Annotated in this window: 15 protein-coding genes; 9 read left to right on the top strand and 6 right to left on the bottom strand. The window is 66.7% G+C overall.

Annotated features, from left to right (window positions below; translation table 11 throughout):
- The first annotated feature begins 157 nt into the window (after positions 1 to 157).
- Positions 158 to 3013 carry a TonB-dependent receptor domain-containing protein gene (locus DES47_RS10445; RefSeq protein ID WP_133700589.1) on the top strand — a complete coding sequence of 952 codons (2856 nt, stop codon included), beginning with the start codon at positions 158 to 160 and terminating at the stop codon, positions 3011 to 3013.
- Between the two features lie 81 nt (positions 3014 to 3094).
- Here DES47_RS10445 and DES47_RS10440 read toward each other — a convergent pair whose 3' ends face one another.
- Entirely contained in the window at positions 3095 to 5299 is a 2205-nt protein-coding gene (locus DES47_RS10440; RefSeq protein WP_243748247.1) for a malate synthase G, read from the bottom strand.
- A gap of 180 nt (positions 5300 to 5479) precedes the next feature.
- Between DES47_RS10440 and DES47_RS10435 the strand changes: the two genes are divergently transcribed.
- A complete protein-coding gene (locus DES47_RS10435) occupies positions 5480 to 6382 on the top strand; it encodes a LysR family transcriptional regulator (protein ID WP_133700588.1) in 903 nt (300 codons plus the stop codon).
- 116 nt (positions 6383 to 6498) lie between these two features.
- On the opposite strand, the gene DES47_RS10430 is transcribed toward DES47_RS10435, so the two are convergent.
- Together DES47_RS10430 and DES47_RS10425 are read right to left on the bottom strand one after the other, a co-directional pair.
- Positions 6499 to 6858, bottom strand: a complete 360-nt coding sequence (locus tag DES47_RS10430; protein ID WP_133700587.1) for a PsiF family protein — start codon at positions 6856 to 6858, stop codon at positions 6499 to 6501.
- 71 nt (positions 6859 to 6929) lie between these two features.
- Positions 6930 to 8318 carry a serine/threonine-protein kinase gene (locus tag DES47_RS10425; RefSeq protein ID WP_133700586.1) on the bottom strand — a complete coding sequence of 463 codons (1389 nt, stop codon included), beginning with the start codon at positions 8316 to 8318 and terminating at the stop codon, positions 6930 to 6932.
- Between the two features lie 133 nt (positions 8319 to 8451).
- Here DES47_RS10425 and argS point away from each other — a divergent pair, with 133 nt between their 5' ends.
- The 7 genes from argS to DES47_RS10390 all read left to right on the top strand — a co-directional run bounded on the left by argS (position 8452) and on the right by DES47_RS10390 (position 15909).
- A complete protein-coding gene (gene argS, locus DES47_RS10420) occupies positions 8452 to 10158 on the top strand; it encodes an arginine--tRNA ligase (RefSeq protein ID WP_133700585.1) in 1707 nt (568 codons plus the stop codon).
- The gene (locus tag DES47_RS10415) at positions 10155 to 10829 is read left to right on the top strand and encodes an SPOR domain-containing protein (RefSeq protein WP_133700584.1); all 675 of its coding nucleotides are present in this window, start codon (positions 10155 to 10157) and stop codon (positions 10827 to 10829) included. Before argS ends, DES47_RS10415 begins: the two co-directional genes overlap by 4 nt.
- A 72-nt stretch (positions 10830 to 10901) precedes the next feature.
- Entirely contained in the window at positions 10902 to 11564 is a 663-nt protein-coding gene (locus tag DES47_RS10410; RefSeq protein WP_133700583.1) for a thiol:disulfide interchange protein DsbA/DsbL, read from the top strand.
- A gap of 115 nt (positions 11565 to 11679) precedes the next feature.
- Positions 11680 to 12264, top strand: a complete 585-nt coding sequence (gene lptA / locus DES47_RS10405) for a lipopolysaccharide transport periplasmic protein LptA (protein WP_133700582.1) — start codon at positions 11680 to 11682, stop codon at positions 12262 to 12264.
- Between the two features lie 8 nt (positions 12265 to 12272).
- Complete coding sequence (gene lptB / locus DES47_RS10400; RefSeq protein ID WP_133700581.1) at positions 12273 to 13049, top strand: LPS export ABC transporter ATP-binding protein; 777 nt, start codon at positions 12273 to 12275, stop codon at positions 13047 to 13049.
- A gap of 16 nt (positions 13050 to 13065) precedes the next feature.
- Positions 13066 to 14586, top strand: a complete 1521-nt coding sequence (locus tag DES47_RS10395; protein WP_133700580.1) for an RNA polymerase factor sigma-54 — start codon at positions 13066 to 13068, stop codon at positions 14584 to 14586.
- A 33-nt stretch (positions 14587 to 14619) separates the two neighbouring features.
- Positions 14620 to 15909: a THUMP domain-containing class I SAM-dependent RNA methyltransferase gene (locus tag DES47_RS10390; protein WP_133700579.1), complete on the top strand. Its 1290-nt coding sequence runs from the start codon at positions 14620 to 14622 to the stop codon at positions 15907 to 15909.
- On the opposite strand, the gene DES47_RS10385 is transcribed toward DES47_RS10390, so the two are convergent.
- The 3 genes from DES47_RS10385 to DES47_RS10375 form a co-directional block, all read right to left on the bottom strand.
- The gene (locus DES47_RS10385; protein ID WP_133700578.1) at positions 15910 to 16317 is read right to left on the bottom strand and encodes a YidB family protein; all 408 of its coding nucleotides are present in this window, start codon (positions 16315 to 16317) and stop codon (positions 15910 to 15912) included.
- 94 nt (positions 16318 to 16411) lie between these two features.
- The gene (locus DES47_RS10380) at positions 16412 to 17581 is read right to left on the bottom strand and encodes an MFS transporter (protein ID WP_133700577.1); all 1170 of its coding nucleotides are present in this window, start codon (positions 17579 to 17581) and stop codon (positions 16412 to 16414) included.
- Positions 17578 to 18309 (bottom strand): 16S rRNA (uracil(1498)-N(3))-methyltransferase, encoded by a 732-nt coding sequence (locus DES47_RS10375; protein WP_133700576.1) that lies wholly within the window; start codon positions 18307 to 18309, stop codon positions 17578 to 17580. Before DES47_RS10375 ends, DES47_RS10380 begins: the two co-directional genes overlap by 4 nt.
- Between the last annotated feature and the right edge of the window lie 47 nt (positions 18310 to 18356).

Below are 18356 nucleotides of genomic sequence, written 5' to 3'. Positions count from 1 at the left end.
GGAAACGAGCCCTTTTTTCACCGCAGCCACCCCCTCCTAAAATTTCCGAACAACTACCCTAAGTCAAGTTGTTGTCACGCTGTGTTTGCGCCCGCCCATCCGGCGGGTACGGCCTGACAGGGGCAATGCAACCACACATCCTTATCTGGAGATTCCCATGTTCAAGAGAAACAAGCTCAGCGCCGCGGCGGCGCTGCTGGTCACCGGCATGTTGCCGGCACTGCCCGCGATGGCGCAGACCACAGACAAGGTCGAGAAGATCGAGTCCGTCGTTGTGACCGGTTCGCGCATTGTTCGCCCCAACCTCGAAGGCACGACGCCGGTGCTGGCAGTGACGACGGAGACGATGGCCAATATCGGCGTCACCAACTTCGCCGACATGGCCACCCAGCTGCCGCAGTTCACGCCGTCCTTCGGCTCCTCGCGCACGCAGTCCACCTTCTCCGGTGTCGAGTCCTCCGGTCTGCAGCAGGCCAATCTGCGCAACCTCGGCGCGGGCCGCACCCTGGTGCTGGTCAACGGTCGTCGCTTCCCCGGTGGCACGACCACGGGCACCGGCGTTGACTTCAACTCCATCCCGTTTGCCAATATCGAGCGCGTCGAAGTCATGACCGGCGGCGCATCGGCCGTCTATGGCGCCGACGCGGTCGCCGGTGTGATCAACATCATCACCAAGAAGAATTTCGAAGGCGTTGAAGTCGGCGTTCAGTACGGCGAAGCCTCCAAGGGCGACAACAAGGGCACGCAGGCCCATGTGATGATGGGCGGCAAGTTCGGTGACGGCGGCCGCGCGCTGCTGACGCTGGAATTCCACAAGGACGGCCGCGTCAGCTGCAAGGACCGCGAGATCTGCGAGGACGACATCTTCTGGGGCTCGCCCGACTCGCTGATCAAGGGCCCGGCCGCTCGCTCGGGCGTGGGCGCCAACGGTCGCTTCTTCATCGGCACCGGCAGCTTCACGCGCCGTGGCAACAGCTTCACCGATGCCAACGGCAACCTGATCCCCTTCTCGACGGCAACCGACGGCTACAACCGCAATGCCCAGCGCGACCTGGCGATCCCGACCAAGCGCGTCGTCGCCGCCGGCGAAGCCGAGTACAAGATCAACAAGAACGTCACCGCCTTCGGCGAAGTGAACTTCTCGACCAGTTCGGTGGACTCGTCGTTCGAAGGTCACCCCTTCCAGGCCAATGCCAACACCTTTGGCGGCCTGCAGCCCTCGATCCCCGCGACCAACCCCTTCGTGCCTCCGGCCATGAAGGCCGCACTGGACGCCGCCGGCCAGACCGAAATGAACTGGTGGCAGCGCTTCTCGAACGAGACGCTGGGCGGCAACCGCGGCGCCAGCAGCGACCGTGACGTGGCACGTACCGTGTTCGGCGTCAAGGGCGAACTGGACAGCCTGATGGGCCTGGGCCAGGACTGGCGCTGGGAAGCTTCTCATGTGTTCGGCCGCACCACGGTCAACCTGGGCACCGAAGGTTCGGTCGGCCTGGGCCAGCTGTACCACGGCCTGCGTGTTGAACCGGTTCCCGGCGCGCCCGGCACCTACCGCTGCATCGACGCAGCCGCTCGCGGCAATGGCTGCGTGCCGATCAACCCCTTCGCTCCCTACACCAAGGCGATGGCCGACTACCTGACGGTGGACACCTCCTCGCGCGGCAAGAGCACACTGAACGACACCATCGTCAGCCTGTCCGGTTCGCCGTTCAAGCTGCCCGCCGGTGATGTGCGCACCGCCTTCGGTGCCGAGTCGCGCACGCTCAAGGGCGGCCTGGACCACGATACCCAGATCAATCTGGGCAACGTGACCGGCAACCAGATCGGCGACACCGACTACGTCAAGATCAAGACGCGCGAAGTGTTTGTTGAAATGCTGGTTCCGGTGCTGGCCGATAAGCCCTTCATCAACTCGCTGAACCTGGAAGGCGCATATCGTCACTCCAGCAGCAACAGCAAGAGCTACAACACCTGGAAGTTCGGCGGCGACTGGGAGCCCACCGATGGCCTGCGCCTGCGTGCCATGAAGGCCCGTGCCGTGCGCACCCCGGTGCCCGGCGAGCTGTCCGGCATCGGCCAGACCTTCGGCGTCGTCAACGACCCCTGCACGGAATCGCGTCGCAATGCCAACCCGACCCGCGCCGCCAACTGCGCGGCCGACGGCGTGCCGACCAACTACGTGCCGGCACAGTCGATCGAGCAGAGCGTCGAGGGCTTCTCGGGTGGCAATGCCAACCTGAACCCCGAAATCGGCACGACCATGACCTATGGTCTGGTGTTCACGCCCAAGGCGCTGAAGGGCTTCTCGCTGGCGATCGACCGCTTCGACATCAAGGTCAAGGACATGATCACCACGGTCTCGCGTCAGACCGCTGTGAACCTGTGCTACGACACGCCGAACCGTCTGCTGTGCGGATCCAAGACCCGTGGCACCCACCCGCTGCTGCCCGGCGCCAACTACGTGCTGCGTTCGGTGAACGAAGAGCTGCAGAACGTGGCCTCGCTGGACATCCAGGGCGTGGACCTGGACGTTCGCTACGGCTTCAAGACCGCCAACTGGGGTGACTTCGACCTGTCGGCGATTGCGACGTTCTACGACAAGGCCACCCAGCTGCCGCTGGCCGGCGAACCCGAAGTTGACCTCCTGGGTCAGGCCGGCGGTTCGACCTCCGACCAGGGCTTCATCAAGATGACGGCCAACGCCAACGTGGGCTGGAAGAAGGGTCCGTTCAAGGCCAACTGGAACATGCGTCATATCGGCCGCGCCGACATGGCCGTGGGCACGACGGCCGACGGCTTCCCGAAGATTGGCGCACACACGTACCACAACGTGCGCGTGGGCTACAACCTGCGCAAGGGCGTCGAGCTGTTCGCCGGCATCACCAACCTGTTCGACAAGAAGCCGCCGATCTTCGCATCGGGCACTTCGGGTACGCAGGCCCTGGACACCATCCCTGGCTACTACGACGTCTTCGGCCGCTCGTTCTTCCTGGGCGCCACCGCCAAGTTCTGATCTCGCATCAGGCCAATAGAAACGGCGCCCTCGGGCGCCGTTTTTTTATGCCTGATCGACGGGCTTGCAGCTTGACGGGCCTCAGGCTGCCGCCGCCTTGACCTTCAGCCGCCAGGCATGCAGCAGGGGTTCGGTGTAGCCGCTGGGCTGCTCCTTGCCCTTGAAGACCAGATCCAGTGCGGCCTGGTAGGCGGCCGAGGTGGCGAAGTGGCCGGCCATCGGGCGGTAGGCGCCGTCCCCAGCGTTCTGTCCATCGACAACCGCGGCCATGCGCTCGAAGGATGAGCGCACCTGATCGGCGCTGACCACGCCATGGTGCAGCCAGTTGGCGATGTGCTGGCTGGAGATGCGCAGGGTGGCGCGGTCCTCCATCAGACCGATATTGTGGATGTCGGGCACCTTGGAGCAGCCCACGCCCTGGTCGACCCAGCGCACCACATAACCGAGAATGCCCTGCACATTGTTGTCCAGCTCCTGCTGGCGCTCGGCCTCGCTCCAGCGGGCCTCGGCCACCACCGGCACCGTCAGCAGGCGGTCCAGCAGCTCGTCGCGCAGCGCATTGGCATCCTGCTGCTCGAGTTCGCGCTGCACCGAGGCCACGTTGACCTGGTGGTAGTGCAGCGCGTGCAGGGTGGCGGCCGTCGGCGAGGGCACCCAGGCGGTGTTGGCGCCGGCCTTCGGATGGGCAATCTTCTGCTCCAGCATCGCCGCCATCAGGTCGGGCATGGCCCACATGCCCTTGCCGATCTGGGCACGGCCGCGCAGGCCGCAGGACAGGCCCACCAGCACATTGCTGCGCTCATAGGCCTGTATCCAGGCGCTGGTCTTCATATCGCCCTTGCGCAGCATCGGTCCGGCCAGCATGGCGGTGTGCATCTCGTCGCCGGTGCGGTCCAGGAACCCGGTGTTGATGAAGGCCACACGGCTGCTGGCCGCGGCAATGCAGGCCTTGAGGTTGACGCTGGTGCGGCGCTCCTCGTCCATGATGCCCAGCTTGACGGTGCTATCCGCCAGGCCCAGCACCTGCTCGACGCGGCCGAACAGCTCGGCCGCAAACGCCACCTCGGCCGGACCGTGCATCTTGGGCTTGACGATGTAGACCGAGCCCTGGCGCGAATTGCGCAGCCCGTCGCGGCCATGGCGCTGCAGGTCATGCAGGGCGATGGTGACGGTGATCACCGCGTCCATGATGCCCTCGGGGATCTCCTTGCCGTCGGCATACAGGATGGCCGGATTCGTCATCAGGTGGCCGACATTGCGCACGAACATCAGCGAACGGCCATGCAGGGCCAGCTCGCCACCCTGCGCAGCGGTGTAGTGCCGGTCCGGGTTGAGGCTGCGGGTGCTGATGCGGCCGCCCTTGTTGATCTCCTCGGTCAAGGTGCCCAGCTGGATGCCCAGCCAGTTGCGATAGGCCAGCAGCTTGTCTTCGGCATCGACGGCGGCGACCGAGTCTTCCAGGTCGAGGATGGTGGACAGGGCCGACTCCAGCACCAGGTCGCTGACGCCGGCGGCGTCGCTGCGGCCGATGGCGGTGCCGCGGTCGATCTGCAGGTCCAGGTGCAGGCCGTTGTGGCGCAGCAGCACCGAGCTGGGCGTGGCGGCCTCGCCGCGGTAGCCGAGGAACTGGCTGGGGTCGGCCAGGCCGGTCTGCCCGCCGCCGAGCAGGCTCACGACCAGGCGACCGGCCTCGACTCGGTAGCCGCTCGCATCGCGGTGTGATGCGCCCTCCAGCGGGGCGGCCTGGTCCAGCACGGCACGGGCGAAGGCGATGACCTTAGCACCACGCACCGGGTTGTAGGCCGAGCCCTTCTCGGCGCCGTCGGTCTCCGCGATGGCATCGGTGCCGTAGAGCGCGTCATAGAGCGATCCCCAGCGCGAATTGGCCGCGTTCAAGGCATAGCGTGCGTTCAGTATCGGCACCACCAGCTGCGGGCCGGCTTGGCTCGCCAGCTCGGCGTCAACGTTGGCCGTGCTGATCTGCACCTGCTGCGGCTGCGCCACCAGGTAGCCGATGCGCTCCAGAAAGGCCCGGTAGGCGGGCATGTCGGCGATCGGCCCCGGATGGGCTCGGTGCCAGGCGTCGAGCTCGGTCTGCAGCCGGTCGCGCTCGGCCAGCAGGGCCGCATTCTTGGGCGCCAGGTCGTGCACGATGGCATCGAAACCGGCCCAGAAGGCGGCCGGGTCCACGCCGGTGCCGGGCAGCACCTCGTCCTCGATGAAGCGGTACAGCGGCGTGGCGATCTGGAGCCGGTGGCGGGTGGTGCGGGCAGTGGTCATGGACATCAACCTCAATCAAGAAGATAGGAACCGGGCGGCGGCGCGAATCTGCCAGCCTTGGCCGAAATTTAAGCCCGTTTGCCCGGTGCATTCACACGCTGCCCGGCAGTTGATACATGACTTTTTTGATTGCAGTCCGGTCGAAAATTGACTATTTACCCGAATCAAAGCGCACAATGCCGGCCCATGGATCGCCTCAAACAGATGGAGTCATTCACCCTGGTGGCCACCAAGGGCAGCCTGACGGCCGCCGCCCAGGCCGAGGGCGTGGCACCGGCGGTGATAGGCCGGCGCATCGATGGCCTGGAGGAGCGCCTGGGCGTCAAGCTGCTGGTGCGCACCACGCGCAAGATCAGCCTGACCCATGAGGGCAGCGCCTTTCTGGAGGACTGCCAGCGCCTGCTGGGCGATCTGGCCAATGCCGAGGCCAGCGTCAGTGCCGGCGGGCTGAAGGCCAGCGGCTATGTGCGCATCACCGCGCCGGCCGGCTTCGGCCGCCGCCATGTGGCGCCGCTGATACCGAAATTCCTGGCCCAGCATCCGGACGTGCATCTGTCGCTGAATCTCAGCGACCGGGTGATAGACATCGTCAACGAGGGTTTTGATTGCGCGGTGCGCGTCGGTGACCTGCCCGACTCCAGCCTGGTCAGCCTGCGCCTGGCCGACAACCGCCGCCTGTGCGTGGCCGCGCCCAGCTATCTGAAGCGCGCCGGTGTGCCGGCCCATCCGTCCGAGCTGAGCCGCCATGAATGCCTGACGCTGAGCTCGGACGCCAGCCAGACGCGCGGCTGGGCCTTCACGGTGGAAGGCCAGCTGACCCATCTGCGCCCCAGCGGCCGGCTCGATTGCAGCGATGGCCAGGTGCTGCACGACTGGTGCGTGGCCGGCCTGGGACTGGCCTGGCGCAGCACCTGGGAGGTCGAGGCCGATATCGCGGCCGGACGGTTGCAGCCGGTGCTAGATGATTTCGCCGCGCCGCCGAACGGCATCTATGCGGTGTTTCCGCAGCGCAAGCATCTGGCCTTGCGCGTGCGGCTGTGGATTGATTTCCTAAAGGCCAGCTATGGGGATGAGGGATATTGGCAGTAGCCCGGATGGAATCCGGGGTCCCGGATTTCATCCGGGCTACAGAACTACCTAGTCAGTTGGGGACAGAGCGTGCGGCCACGCTGCGCGTGGGTCGCAAGGTCTGTCCCGCAAGGACTTCAGCCTCCAGCGGCGCACTTCTTGACGAAGCTGTTCTTCGCCGCGCCGGCCAGCTTCTTCTCGGCCGCCTGAGCCTCGCAGGCGCTCTGCGCATTGCCGGCCATGGTGTCGGTGCTGCACTTCTTGACGAAGCTGTTCTTGGCCGCACCCGCCAGCTTCTTCTCGGCCGCCTGGGCCTCGCAGGCCGCCGACGCGGTGGCGGCACTCGCATCGCTCTCGCATTTCTTCATGAAGCTGGTCTTGGCTGCGCCGGCCAGCTTCTTCTCGGTGGCCTTGGCCTCGCAGCTGGCATCGACGGCCAGCGCAGACGTTGACAGTCCGGCCATGGCGAGCGTGAAAGCGATGAAGATCTTTTTCATGAATGACTTCTCCGTCCAGAGGGTGGGCATGATTGCCGTTGGTGATTGAAGCACAGCGGCCAAGAGCCGCGCTAGAGGATTCGTCTTGGGTGGGCAAGCGCCTCATGCGCCGCATGCAGCCTGCGCACCAGCACGCGGATGAAGGCACTGTCAAAGCGGTGCTGGCATTGCTCGCTGAGCTGGCCCAGTGACTCGGGCGTGAACGAGATCGTCGTGCAGGGCGAGGCTACCAGCACGTCGGTGCTGTGGCGGCGCAGATCGGGGTTGGGCGCCAGATAGGCCATCTCGCCCACTGAGGTGCCCGCCCCCAGCTGGGCGACGCGCTGGCCGTCGCGGAACACCTCCAGATCGCCGTGCGCGATGATGTGGAAGGTATTGCCCTCCTGGCCCTTCTTGTAGAGCGAGTGGCCGATGCTGTAGCGCCGCCAGCGCGCCCGGTGCACCACCTCCCACAGCTGCACATCGTCGAAGCCGACGAAGAAGTCCAGGCTGCGCAGCAGATTGAAGCGCTCCGAGTCCATCACCTCCTGGAACTGCGCCAGCGGCACCAGCTGCTTGGCCACCAGGTCGGACAGGGCGCGGCCGAAGCCTTCCCAGTCGTCGTAGCGGTCCTGCGGCTGCTTGGCCAGGGCCTTCAGGATCACCGCATCCAGCTCAGGCGTCACCCCCCCGCGCTGCCCCTGCAGGGTGGCCGGCGCCTGGCTGTAGATCTGGTGCATCAGGCTGGCCTGAGCAGGCGCATCAAAGGGCGGCCGGCCGGCCACCAGGTGGTAGAGCACGGCACCCAGCGAGTAGATGTCGGAGCGGCAATCGAGATCGCCGCCATCGAGCTGCTCGGGCGACATATAGGCCAGCGAGCCGACGCGGTGGATCTGCGTGCGGTCGGAATTGAGGTTCAGCGCGCTGCCGAAGTCACTGACCTTGATGTCGGTGACCTGGCCCTGGGCGTCGAGCACAGCCAGCAGATTGGCCGGCTTGACGTCGCGATGTATCACGCCCTGGCGGAACACATAGGACAGGGCCATCGCGCACTTGAAACCCACCTCCACCATCACGTCCAGCGGCAACAGGTTGTCGGGCCGGCAAAAGCGCCGCAAGGTCACGCCCGGCACATACTCCATCACCAGATAGGGCTCGTGCGGGTCGGGGAAGGCGTCAAGTATCTGCACCACGTTCGGGTGCTGCAGCCGCCCGGCCAGTGCCGCCTCGTTGGCGAACAGCCGGCTCGGGAAGTGGCCCGACGGGCCGTCCTCGCCGCTGCCGCCGCGCACGCGCTTGATCGCCACCTCGGTGTCGCGGAACTCGTCCCGGGCCAGGAACACCTCGCTGGTCGCCCCCTCGCCCAGGCGCTTAAGGATGCGGTACTTGCCCACATAGGCAGGCAGGGGCGGCTCGCCGCCACCGTCAAGCGGCAGGTCGAAATGGTCGGGCTCGGAGTGGGTCAGGTCTGATTTGGACATCTGAAGGAGCTATCTTCCCACCTTGTGAAGGCTCGCCCGGGAGCGAAGATGTGCAAAAGTGCTGCCAGTCTCGGCTTTTGCTACCAGCAAAGCAAGCCGAGGGAGGTTCGGGCAGCAAACGTAGAATCAGCTCATGATTCAAGCCAAGCAAGACCTGCTCCAAGCCCTGGGTGAAGTGATCCGGGAACTGAGCCCCACCGACGGCCCGGCGCTGTCCATTCCGATCGCCTTCGAGTCGCCCAAGCAGGCCAGCCACGGCGATTTCGCCTGCACCGCCGCCATGCAGATGGCGCGGCCGCTGAAAAAGAACCCGCGCGAGCTGGCCCAGGCGCTGATCGACGCGCTGCAGCGCCGCCCGGCGGTGCAGCGTTGGGTGGCCAGCATGGAAATCGCCGGCCCCGGCTTCATCAATCTGCGCCTGACCGACGCCGCCCGGCAGGCCGTCGTGACCGAGGTGCTGAGCGCAGGCGAGACCTTCGGCCAACAGCCGGCCAACGGCCAGCAGCTGATGATCGAATTCGTCTCGGCCAACCCGACCGGCCCGCTGCATGTGGGCCATGCCCGCCAGGCGGCGCTGGGCGACTCGCTGTGCCATCTGTTCCAGACCCAGGGCTGGAAGGTGCTGCGCGAGTTCTATTACAACGATGCCGGGGTGCAGATCGCCACGCTGGCCTCGAGCACGCAGAACCGCCTGAAGGGCCTGAAGCCCGGCGATGCCGACTGGCCCGAGGCCGCCTACAACGGCGACTACATACAGGACATTGCCGACGACTTCATGGCCAAGGCCACCGTCAAGGCCGATGACCGCGAGTTCACCGCCTCCGGCGACCCGGCCGATCTGGACAGCATCCGCCAGTTCGCCGTCGCCTATCTGCGCCACGAGCAAGACCTGGACCTGCAGGCCTTCGGTCTGCACTTCGACAACTACTTCCTCGAGTCAAGCCTGTACAGCAAGGGCCTGGTCGAGGCCACCGTTGCAAAGCTGATTGCTTCGGGAAAGACCTTCGAAGAGGGCGGCGCGCTGTGGCTGCGCACCACCGACTACGGCGATGACAAGGACCGTGTCATGCGCAAGCAGGACGGCAGCTACACCTACTTCGTGCCCGATGTGGCCTATCACATCAACAAATGGGAGCGCGGCTACAGCAAGGTCATCAACGTCCAGGGCACCGACCACCACGGCACCATCGCCCGCGTGCGCGGCGGCCTGCAGGCGGCCGGCGTCGGCATACCGCTGGGCTACCCCGACTATGTGCTGCACAAGATGGTGACGGTGATGAAGGGCGGCCAGGAGGTGAAGATCTCCAAGCGCTCAGGCAGCTACGTCACCCTGCGCGACCTGATCGACTGGACCAGCCGCGACGCGGTGCGCTTCTTCCTCATCAGCCGCAAGGCCGACACCGAGTTCACCTTCGATGTGGACCTGGCGCTGAAGCAGAACGACGAGAACCCGGTGTTCTATGTGCAGTACGCCCATGCACGCATCTGCTCGGTGATACGACAGTGGGGCGGCGACGAGAGCGCGCTGGGCGAGGCCGATCTGAGCCTGCTGACCGCGCCCGCCGAGGTCGCCCTGATGCTCAAGCTGGCCGACTATCCGCGCATGCTCAGTGGCGCGGCGCAAGACCTGGCCCCGCATGATGTGGCGTTCTATCTGCGCGATGTGGCCGGCCTGTTCCACAGCTACTATGCGGCCGAGCGCTTCCTGACCGATGATGCGGCCCAGACCCGCGCGCGCCTGGCCCTGCTGACGGCCACGCGCCAGGTCTTGCGCAATGCGCTGGCCCTGCTGGGCGTCAGCGCACCCGATGTGATGTCCCGCGAGATGGAGACTGAATGAGAAATTCTGCGAACAAGGCCCCGGCCGCCAAGAAGAGTGGCGGGGGCGGCCAGAAGGGCGGCTTCGTGCTGGGCATGATCGTGGGCCTGCTGATCGGCCTGGCCATCGCCCTGGGCGTGGCGCTGTACATCACCAAGGTGCCGGTGCCCTTCCTGAACAAGGTGCCGCAGCGCACCGCCGAGCAGGACGCAATGGAAACCGAGCGTAACAAGAACTGGGATCCGAATGCGCCGCTGGCCGGCAAGAATGCGGCCAAGGCGGCCAGCGGCGTGATCAGCGCACCCAGGGCGGAGGCCGAGGCTCAGCCTCCCGCCGTCGCGCCCGTCGTCGCGCCCCCTGTGGCTCCCGCCGTCGCGCCAGCAGCCTCCAGGCCTGCCCCGGCCACGGCCGCAGCGTCGAAGGCCGCCGCAGCCTCCGCCGCTGCCGGCGCGGACCCCTTCATGTACTTCGTCCAGGCCGGCGCCTATGGCAAGCCCGAAGATGCCGAACAGCAGCGTGCCAAGTTGGCGATGCTGGGCTACAGCGCCAAGGTGTTCGAACGCGAACAGGCCGGCCGCACCGTCTATCGCGTACGCTTGGGGCCCTTCGACAAGAAGGACGAGGCCGAGGCCCAACAGCAGAAGATCGAGGGCTCCGGTCAGGAAGCCCAGCTGGTGCGCGTACAACGCTAAATTGACGGCGCCCCGGAACCAAGCCGGCTGGCGCGACTCCACTGCAAGCACTCCCTCCAGACAGGACACCGAATGAACCGTCGTGACTTCTCCACCCGCCTAGCGCTGAGCACCCTGGCCGGCGCCATCCCCGGCCTGGCCATGGCCCAGGGTGGCCCGCTTGAAGGCCGCCACTATCAGAAGCTGGGCACGCCGGTGCCGGTGGCGCCGGGCAAGATCGAAGTGGTCGAATTCTTCTGGTACGGCTGCCCGCACTGCTATGCCTTCGAGCCGGTGGTCGAGAACTGGACCAAGCAGTTGCCCGCCGACGTGGGCTTTCGCCGCTCGCACGTCGCCTTCCGCGAGAACACCAAGACCCATCAGCGCAGCTTTTTTGCGCTGGAGGCCCTGGGCCGCGAGGCCGAGTTTCGGCCGAAGATCTTCAACGCCATCCACCAGCAGCGCCAGCCGCTGGACACGGCCGACAGCATGGCCGCCTTCCTGGGCAAGAACGGGCTGGAGGCGCCGAAGTTCCTGGAGGTCTACAACTCCTTCAGCGTGCAATCGAAATGCCAGCAGGCGGTCAAGCTTTCCGAGGCCTATCGCATCGACGGTGTGCCGGCCATCGGTGTCGGTGGCCGCTTCCTGACCTCGCCCAGCATGGCCGGCCAGGGCGCGGGCGAGAACGTGGCACTGCAGCAGGCCGTGGTCACGGCCAGCTTCCTGATCGAGCGCGTGCGCAGCGGCAAGGTGTAAGCGCGGCGCGCCTCGCCCCACATGACAAAGGGACGCCGTGAGCGTCCCTTGTCGTTTTTGAGCGCCCAACGCGTGCAAACCCTGGTCTAGAATGGTCTGCAAGAACTGTGCCGCCATGCCAAAGCCCTCCAAACGCCTTCTCGCCCTGATCGCCGTTGCCGCCCTGCTGCCCCTGGGCACGCAGGCGGAAAAAGCCGACCGCCTGAAAGATCTGACGATAGAGGCCGATCAGCGCAGCGTGCTCGATCTGATACGCCGCCACTATGTCGTCAACGGCAATGTGGTGATGAGCCAGGGCACGTTGACGATGCGCGCCCACCAGGCCGAGGTGCGCGAGACGCCCGATGGCTACAAGACCGCGGTGCTGACCGCAGGGGCGGGCCAGATGGTCAGCTTCCGGCAGAAGCGCGATGGCGTCGACGAATTCATCGATGGCTCGGCCGAGCGCATCGAATACGACAGCAAGCTGGAGACGGTGCGCTTCATCGGCAGCGCTGTGGTGCGCCGCCTGCGCGGCACGGCCGTGGCCGACGAGGTGACCGGCGCGCTGATCACCTATGACAATCTGGCCGAGGTGTTCTCGGCCGCGGGCGGCGCCACACCGGCGGCCAACGGCCGGGTCAAGATGACCTTGGCTCCGCGCAACGCCGAGGCCGCCGCGTCGGCCGTTCCCGGCGCCAAGCCGGCCAGCGCTCGTTGAAGGCGCCGATGAGCAGCCAGGTGCTGGAGTCCGCAAGCGCTCCGCGCAGCCGCCTGGAAGTGACGGGGCTGCAGAAGAGCTACGGCATGCGCAAGGTCGTGACCAACGCGCATCTGGCCGTGAACAGCGGCGAGGTGGTGGGCCTGCTGGGCCCCAACGGCGCCGGCAAGACCACCAGCTTCTACATGATCGTCGGTCTTGTGCGGGCCGATGCCGGCGAGATCACCATCGACGGCCAGAGCGTGCAGCGCCTGCCGATACACCAGCGCGCACGCCTGGGGCTGAGCTATCTGCCGCAGGAGGCCTCGATCTTCCGCAAGCTCAATGTCGAGGAGAACATCCGTGCCGTGCTGGAGCTGCAGATCGGCCCCGATGGCAAGGCGCTGCCGACCCAGCGCATCAACGAGTTGCTCGAAGGCCTGCTGCACGATCTGAGCATAGAGAAGCTGCGCGACAGCCCGGCACCGGCACTGTCGGGCGGCGAACGGCGGCGCGTCGAGATCGCCCGGGCGCTCGCCACCCAGCCGCGCTTCATCCTGCTGGACGAGCCCTTTGCCGGCGTCGATCCGATCGCCGTGCTGGAGATCCAGCGCATCATCCGCTTCCTGAAGAGCCGCGGCATCGGTGTGTTGATCACCGACCACAATGTGCGCGAGACCCTGGGCATCTGCGACCGCGCCTACATCATCAGCGAGGGCGCGGTGCTGGCCGAGGGCACGCCGGGCGAGATCGTCGAGAACGCCGATGTGCGCAAGGTCTATCTCGGCGAACATTTCCGGATGTGAGCCCCGGGGACGATAGATGAAGCAGTCCCTGCAGGTACGCCTGTCACAGCATCTGGCGCTGACGCCTCAGCTGCAGCAATCGATACGTCTGCTGCAGCTCTCGACCCTGGAGCTGCACCAGGAAGTCGAGCAGATGCTGGAACAGAACCCGATGCTGGAGCCCGAGGACGACGGCTTCGAGCCCGGCGCCCTGCCCGAGCGCATCGAACCGCTGCACAACAGCACGGCCCAGGCCGACGAGCCCAGCGCCCGGGACAGCGCCGACGGCGCCGGCGACGAGCCCAGCGCCGAGCTGCAGGCCGGCGACTTCGGCGGCACCGAGCGCGAGGACTGGGAGAACGGCACCGAGCGGGAAGACTTCGACGGCATTCGCGAGACCCCGAGCAGCAGCAGTGGCAGCGGCGAATCCGACGACGGCATGGAGCGCGAGCAGGAGAGCCCCGGCATCGGCCTGCAGGAGCATTTGCGCGCGCAGATGGCCGGCATGCACCTCAGCGAAGCCGACCGTGCAGCGCTGATGTACCTGATCGAATCGCTGACCGAGGACGGCTATCTGCTCGACCCGCTGGAGGAGCTGGCCCAGGCCCTGGCCTCCGATGAGCCAGACAGCCATGACGAGATCCTTGACCAGTTACGCTGCGCGCTGAAGTGGCTGCAAAGCATGGAGCCGCTGGGCGTGGGCGCCCGCGATCTGTCCGAATGCCTGCTGCTGCAGCTGCGCGCACTGCCACGCAGCCAGGCCCAGGCCATTGCCATCCTGATCTGCAAGCAGCATCTGGAGCTGATGGCGCGGCGCGACCACAAGCGCCTGATGGCCGCCACCGGCGCCGACGAGGACCTGCTGCGCGAGGCGCAGAACCTGATCACCTCGCTGGAGCCCAAGCCCGGCCGCGCCTTCTCGCACACCGAGGCGGCGGCGATACAGCCCGACGTGCTGGTGCTGCCCGCGGGCAAGGGCTGGAAGGTGGTGCTCAACCCGGACGTGATGCCCAAGCTGCGCATCAACGAGCTCTATGCCCGGGCGCTGCGCCAGCAGCGCGGCGGCGCCAGCGGCTCGACGCTGGGCACCCACTTGCAGGAGGCGCGCTGGTTCATCAAGAACATCCAGCAGCGCTTCGACACCATCTTGCGCGTGTCCCAGGCCATCCTGGAGCGGCAGAAGGCCTTCTTCACCCACGGCGCACTGGCGATGAAGCCGCTGGTGCTGCGCGAGATTGCCGACGAGCTGGGCCTGCACGAGTCCACCATCTCGCGCGTCACCACCGCCAAGTACATGGCCACCCGCTTCGGCACCTTCGAGCTGAAGTATTTCTTCGGCAGTTCGCTGAACACCGAGGCCGGCGGCAATGCCTCCAGCACCGCGGTGCGTGCGCTGATCCAGCAGTTCATTGCCGCCGAGTCGCCGACCAAGCCGCTGTCCGACAGCCAGCTCAGCGATATGCTGGACGAGCAGGGCATACAGGTGGCGCGGCGGACGGTGGCCAAGTACCGCGAGGGCTTGCGGATAGCCCCCGCCAATCTGCGAAAACAGCTCTAAGGCGGGCACTATCGGCAGGGCCGATAATCTCGTATGTCCGAAGCCTCAATCCCCACCACCTTCACCCTGTTCCTCCCCTGCGCCGCCGGCGTCGAAGCCCTGCTGGCCGAGGAGGTGCAGGCCCTGCTGCCCGACATCCCGGTCAACACGCTGAAGGGCGGCATAGGCCTGAAGGGCGATCTGGACGTGGTGATGCAGCTCAATCTGCACAGCCGCCTGGCCCAGCGGGTGCTGATACAGCTGACCGACGGCCCCTATTTCGACGAGCACGCGCTGTACACACTGGCCTGCCGCATCGATTGGACGCAGTGGATCACCCCGCACCAGACGATACGTGTGGACACCACCGCCCACCGCTCGCCCTTGCAAAGCCTGAACTTCGCCACCTTGCGCATCAAGGACGCGATCTGCGATGTGCTGCGCGACGCCACCGGCGAGCGGCCCAGCGTGGACACCCGCTTCCCCGATCTGTCGGTGGTGCTGCATCTGGGCCCGGAGTGGGCGACGCTGTATGTCGACAGCTCCGGCGAGCCGCTGTTCAAGCGCGGCTGGCGCGAGGACAAGGGCGACGCCCCGCTGAAGGAAACGCTGGCCGCCGCGATGCTGGCCGCCGCCGGCTGGAAGGGCACGCCCGAGGCGGGCGGCGCCCTGCACGACCCCTGCTGCGGCTCGGGCACGATTGCCATCGAGGCCGCCCAGATCGCCTGCCAGATGGCGCCCGGCATGGGCCGCCGCTTTGCCTTCGAGCGCCTGCTGCCCTTTGCCGGCCTGCGCTCGCGCTTCCAGCAGATCAAGGACCAGGCCAAGCAGCGCATCCGTCCCTGCCCGGTGCCGATATACGCCAGCGATGTGGCCTTCCGCATGGTGGACTTTGCCCGCCGCAATGCGGAGCGCGCCGGCGTCGCCCAGTACATCCAGTTCAATGGCGGCGATGCGCTGGAGCGCCCGGCCCCCGTGCTGCCCGAGGGCATGCCCGGCACCTTGATGATGAATCCGCCCTATGGCGAACGGATCGAGGTGCGCGGCAAGGCCGGACTGCAGACGATGAGCCGCGATGCATCCGGATCGGAGCAGCGTGACGCGACGGACGACTTCTTCCCGCGCCTGTCGGCCCACTGGAAGCGGGCCTACACCTTGCAGACCCCGGGCTGGACGGCTTACCTCTTGACACCGGACATGAAGCTGCCCAGCAAGATGCGGCTGAAGGAGTCGCGCCGGGTGCCGATGTGGAATGGCCCGATCGAATGTCGGCTGTTCAGGTTCGATCTCGTCGCCGGCTCGGCGCGTACGCCCAAGCCAGCCGCCGAATCCGCGCCCGAGTGATCAGTTCGGCGCGCTGAGCCGCCCCAGCAGTTCGTTGACGCTGCCCAGGCCTCGGGGTGGCAGATGGCCCTGCGGCGTCAGCCGGTTCACCGCGTCGGGCAGCAGCTGGCTCATGCGCACTGCCACCTCCAGCTCCGACAGGCCCAGCTGATCGGCCATGCCCTGCAGGGTTTCGCGACCGAGCACCTGCTGGATCTGGTGCGGCTCGACGGGCAGGTTCTCGCCGGGGCCAATCCAGGAGTCGACCAGTTCGCCCATGCCGCTGGACTCGAACTGCTCCACCAGACCGGTCACGCCCTCGCCCGGGGCGTCGCGCCCCAGCAATCCGGCCACGGCGCCCAGCTCCGAATTCTCGAAGCCATTGCGGCGCGACAGCGCAATCAGCACGGCATTCAGCAGTCCCATCATGCGTCTCCCAGGTTGACGATGCGCGGGTGTGGACAACGAGTATTGCCGAGTTTCGGCCTATTTCAAGTCAAATAGAGGGCAACGGTGTAACAGTTCAAACACGCGCCAGTCTGGGGCGCGTGGCCAGCCACAACAGCGCCAAACCGGTGGCCGCCAACGGCAGCAACGAGCCCAGATTCATCCAGGTCCAGCCGCCGGTCGTGACCAGGGCGCCGGAGCTGAACGAGGTAACGGTCATAGTCGCATAAATGCAAAAATCCATCGCGCCCTGGGCGGTGGTTCTTTCCTCGGGCCGGTAGGCCTGGGTGAACAGCGTAGTGCCGCCTATGAACAGAAAGTTCCAGCCCACGCCCAGCACCAGGAGCGCACCGACGAAATGCATCAGGTCGGTGCCGGACAACGCAAACATCACGCAGGCCAGGTTCAGCAGCACGCCGACGCCCATGATGGGCAGGGCCCCGAAACGCTTGATCAGGCTGCCGGTGAAGAAGCTGGGCACGAACATGCCCAGCACATGCCACTCCAGCACGATGGCGGCGTTATCGAATGGGTGCGCGCATTGCGCCATCGCGATCGGCGTGGCGGCCATCAGCAGATTCATCACGCCATAGCCCAGGGCGCTGGCGGCGATCGCCACCACGAACACCGGCTGGCGCATCAGCTCGCGCACCGTGCGCCCGGCCGCCGCGCCGGGCGCCGCCACAGGCAGCGGCGGAAAGCGGATGAAGGACAGGGTCAACAGTGACAGCAGGGCCACGGCGATCAGCACCAGATAGGCGCCGGCAAAGGGCTGGACCAGCAGATCCTTGCTCGCCTTGGCCAGATTCGGCCCTGTGACCGCACCCATGATGCCGCCGGCCAGCACCCAGGAGATGGCCCGCTCCTTGAACGCCGGCGCCACCAGCTCGGTGGCGGCAAAGCGGTACAGGCCGGCATTGGCGTTGTAGTAGCCGGCCAGCACCGTGGCCACCACCACCCACCAGAACTGCTGGGTGCTCGCCGCCCAGGCGGCCAGCGCGCAGCTGAACATGGCCACCACCAGGCCCAGCTGGAAACCGCGCTTGCGCCCCCAGGCGCGCTGATGACGCGCCACCAGCGGCGCGAACAGCGCACCGCCGGCGACATAGCCGCAGACCGGCAGCGTGGCCATCCACGCCTGCGGCGCCAAGGCCAGGCCAACCAGGCCGTTGATGGCGATGAAGGTGACGTTGTTGGTCAGGAACAGGCCCTGGCAGAAGGTCAGCAGCAGCAGTTGAGGATTCATGAGGTCTGCAGCCCCAGCCAGGCCAGCGCCGCCAGCGGCGCGGTGTCGGCACGCAGGATGCGCGGGCCCAGTGTCGCGGCCTCGAAGCCGCGTGCGCGGGCCACGTCTTCCTCGGCCGGGCTCAGGCCGCCCTCGGGGCCGCTGAGCACGATGGTGCCAGTTCCTGCTTGTTGGAACAGCTCGGGTAGCGGTCTGGCGGCGGTAGGGCTGAGCAGCCAGCGGCGCTGATCACCGGCGGGCATCTCCAGCCCGGCCAACCACTGGGCCAGCGTGCGCACCGGAGCGATCCGCGGCACGCGGGTGCGGCCGCTTTGCTCGCAGGCGGCAATGGCCACGCCCTGCCAGTGGTTGATCTTCTTCTCGGCCCGCTCGGCGGCCAGGCGCAGCACCGAGCGCTCGCTCATCAGCGGCTGGATGGCAGCCACGCCCAGCTCGGTGGCCTTCTCGACCAGGAAGTCCATGCGGTCATTCGCGGGCATGGCCAGGGCCAGGGTGATGGCCTGGGGCAACTCGCGTTCGACGTTGTCATGGGCACCAATCATCACCTCGACCTCGCTGCGACCCATGCGGGTGACGGTGGCGGCCCATTCGCCGCCCAGGCCATTGAACAGGGTCAGCTCGGCACCGGGCTGCAGGCGCAGCACCTGTGCATGGCGGGCAGCGGAGGGCGGCAGCAGCAGGGTCACACCGGTCTGCAGCGGCGTATCGACATGGAGGCGGGAGGGCATGGCGAATTGTGCCCCAGGGCCAGGGGCCCTCGGGCCATGGCCCGTCG

Source organism: Roseateles toxinivorans (genome assembly GCF_004362525.1).
GTDB lineage: Bacteria > Pseudomonadota > Gammaproteobacteria > Burkholderiales > Burkholderiaceae_C > Paucibacter > Paucibacter toxinivorans.
Note: the sequence above shows the minus strand (reverse complement) of the source record. Positions and strands in the feature narration are given on the sequence as shown.

Coding starts and splice junctions, on each gene's coding strand:
- DES47_RS10425 (WP_133700586.1), bottom strand. CDS start 8,318: ATGTCCAAATCAGACCTGACCCACTCCGAGCCCGACCATTTCGACCTG.
- argS (WP_133700585.1), top strand. CDS start 8,452: ATGATTCAAGCCAAGCAAGACCTGCTCCAAGCCCTGGGTGAAGTGATC.
- DES47_RS10435 (WP_133700588.1), top strand. CDS start 5,480: ATGGATCGCCTCAAACAGATGGAGTCATTCACCCTGGTGGCCACCAAG.
- DES47_RS10415 (WP_133700584.1), top strand. CDS start 10,155: ATGAGAAATTCTGCGAACAAGGCCCCGGCCGCCAAGAAGAGTGGCGGG.
- DES47_RS10445 (WP_133700589.1), top strand. CDS start 158: ATGTTCAAGAGAAACAAGCTCAGCGCCGCGGCGGCGCTGCTGGTCACC.
- DES47_RS10390 (WP_133700579.1), top strand. CDS start 14,620: ATGTCCGAAGCCTCAATCCCCACCACCTTCACCCTGTTCCTCCCCTGC.
- lptB (WP_133700581.1), top strand. CDS start 12,273: ATGAGCAGCCAGGTGCTGGAGTCCGCAAGCGCTCCGCGCAGCCGCCTG.
- lptA (WP_133700582.1), top strand. CDS start 11,680: ATGCCAAAGCCCTCCAAACGCCTTCTCGCCCTGATCGCCGTTGCCGCC.
- DES47_RS10430 (WP_133700587.1), bottom strand. CDS start 6,858: ATGAAAAAGATCTTCATCGCTTTCACGCTCGCCATGGCCGGACTGTCA.
- DES47_RS10380 (WP_133700577.1), bottom strand. CDS start 17,581: ATGAATCCTCAACTGCTGCTGCTGACCTTCTGCCAGGGCCTGTTCCTG.
- DES47_RS10410 (WP_133700583.1), top strand. CDS start 10,902: ATGAACCGTCGTGACTTCTCCACCCGCCTAGCGCTGAGCACCCTGGCC.
- DES47_RS10375 (WP_133700576.1), bottom strand. CDS start 18,309: ATGCCCTCCCGCCTCCATGTCGATACGCCGCTGCAGACCGGTGTGACC.
- DES47_RS10395 (WP_133700580.1), top strand. CDS start 13,066: ATGAAGCAGTCCCTGCAGGTACGCCTGTCACAGCATCTGGCGCTGACG.
- DES47_RS10385 (WP_133700578.1), bottom strand. CDS start 16,317: ATGATGGGACTGCTGAATGCCGTGCTGATTGCGCTGTCGCGCCGCAAT.
- DES47_RS10440 (WP_243748247.1), bottom strand. CDS start 5,299: ATGTCCATGACCACTGCCCGCACCACCCGCCACCGGCTCCAGATCGCC.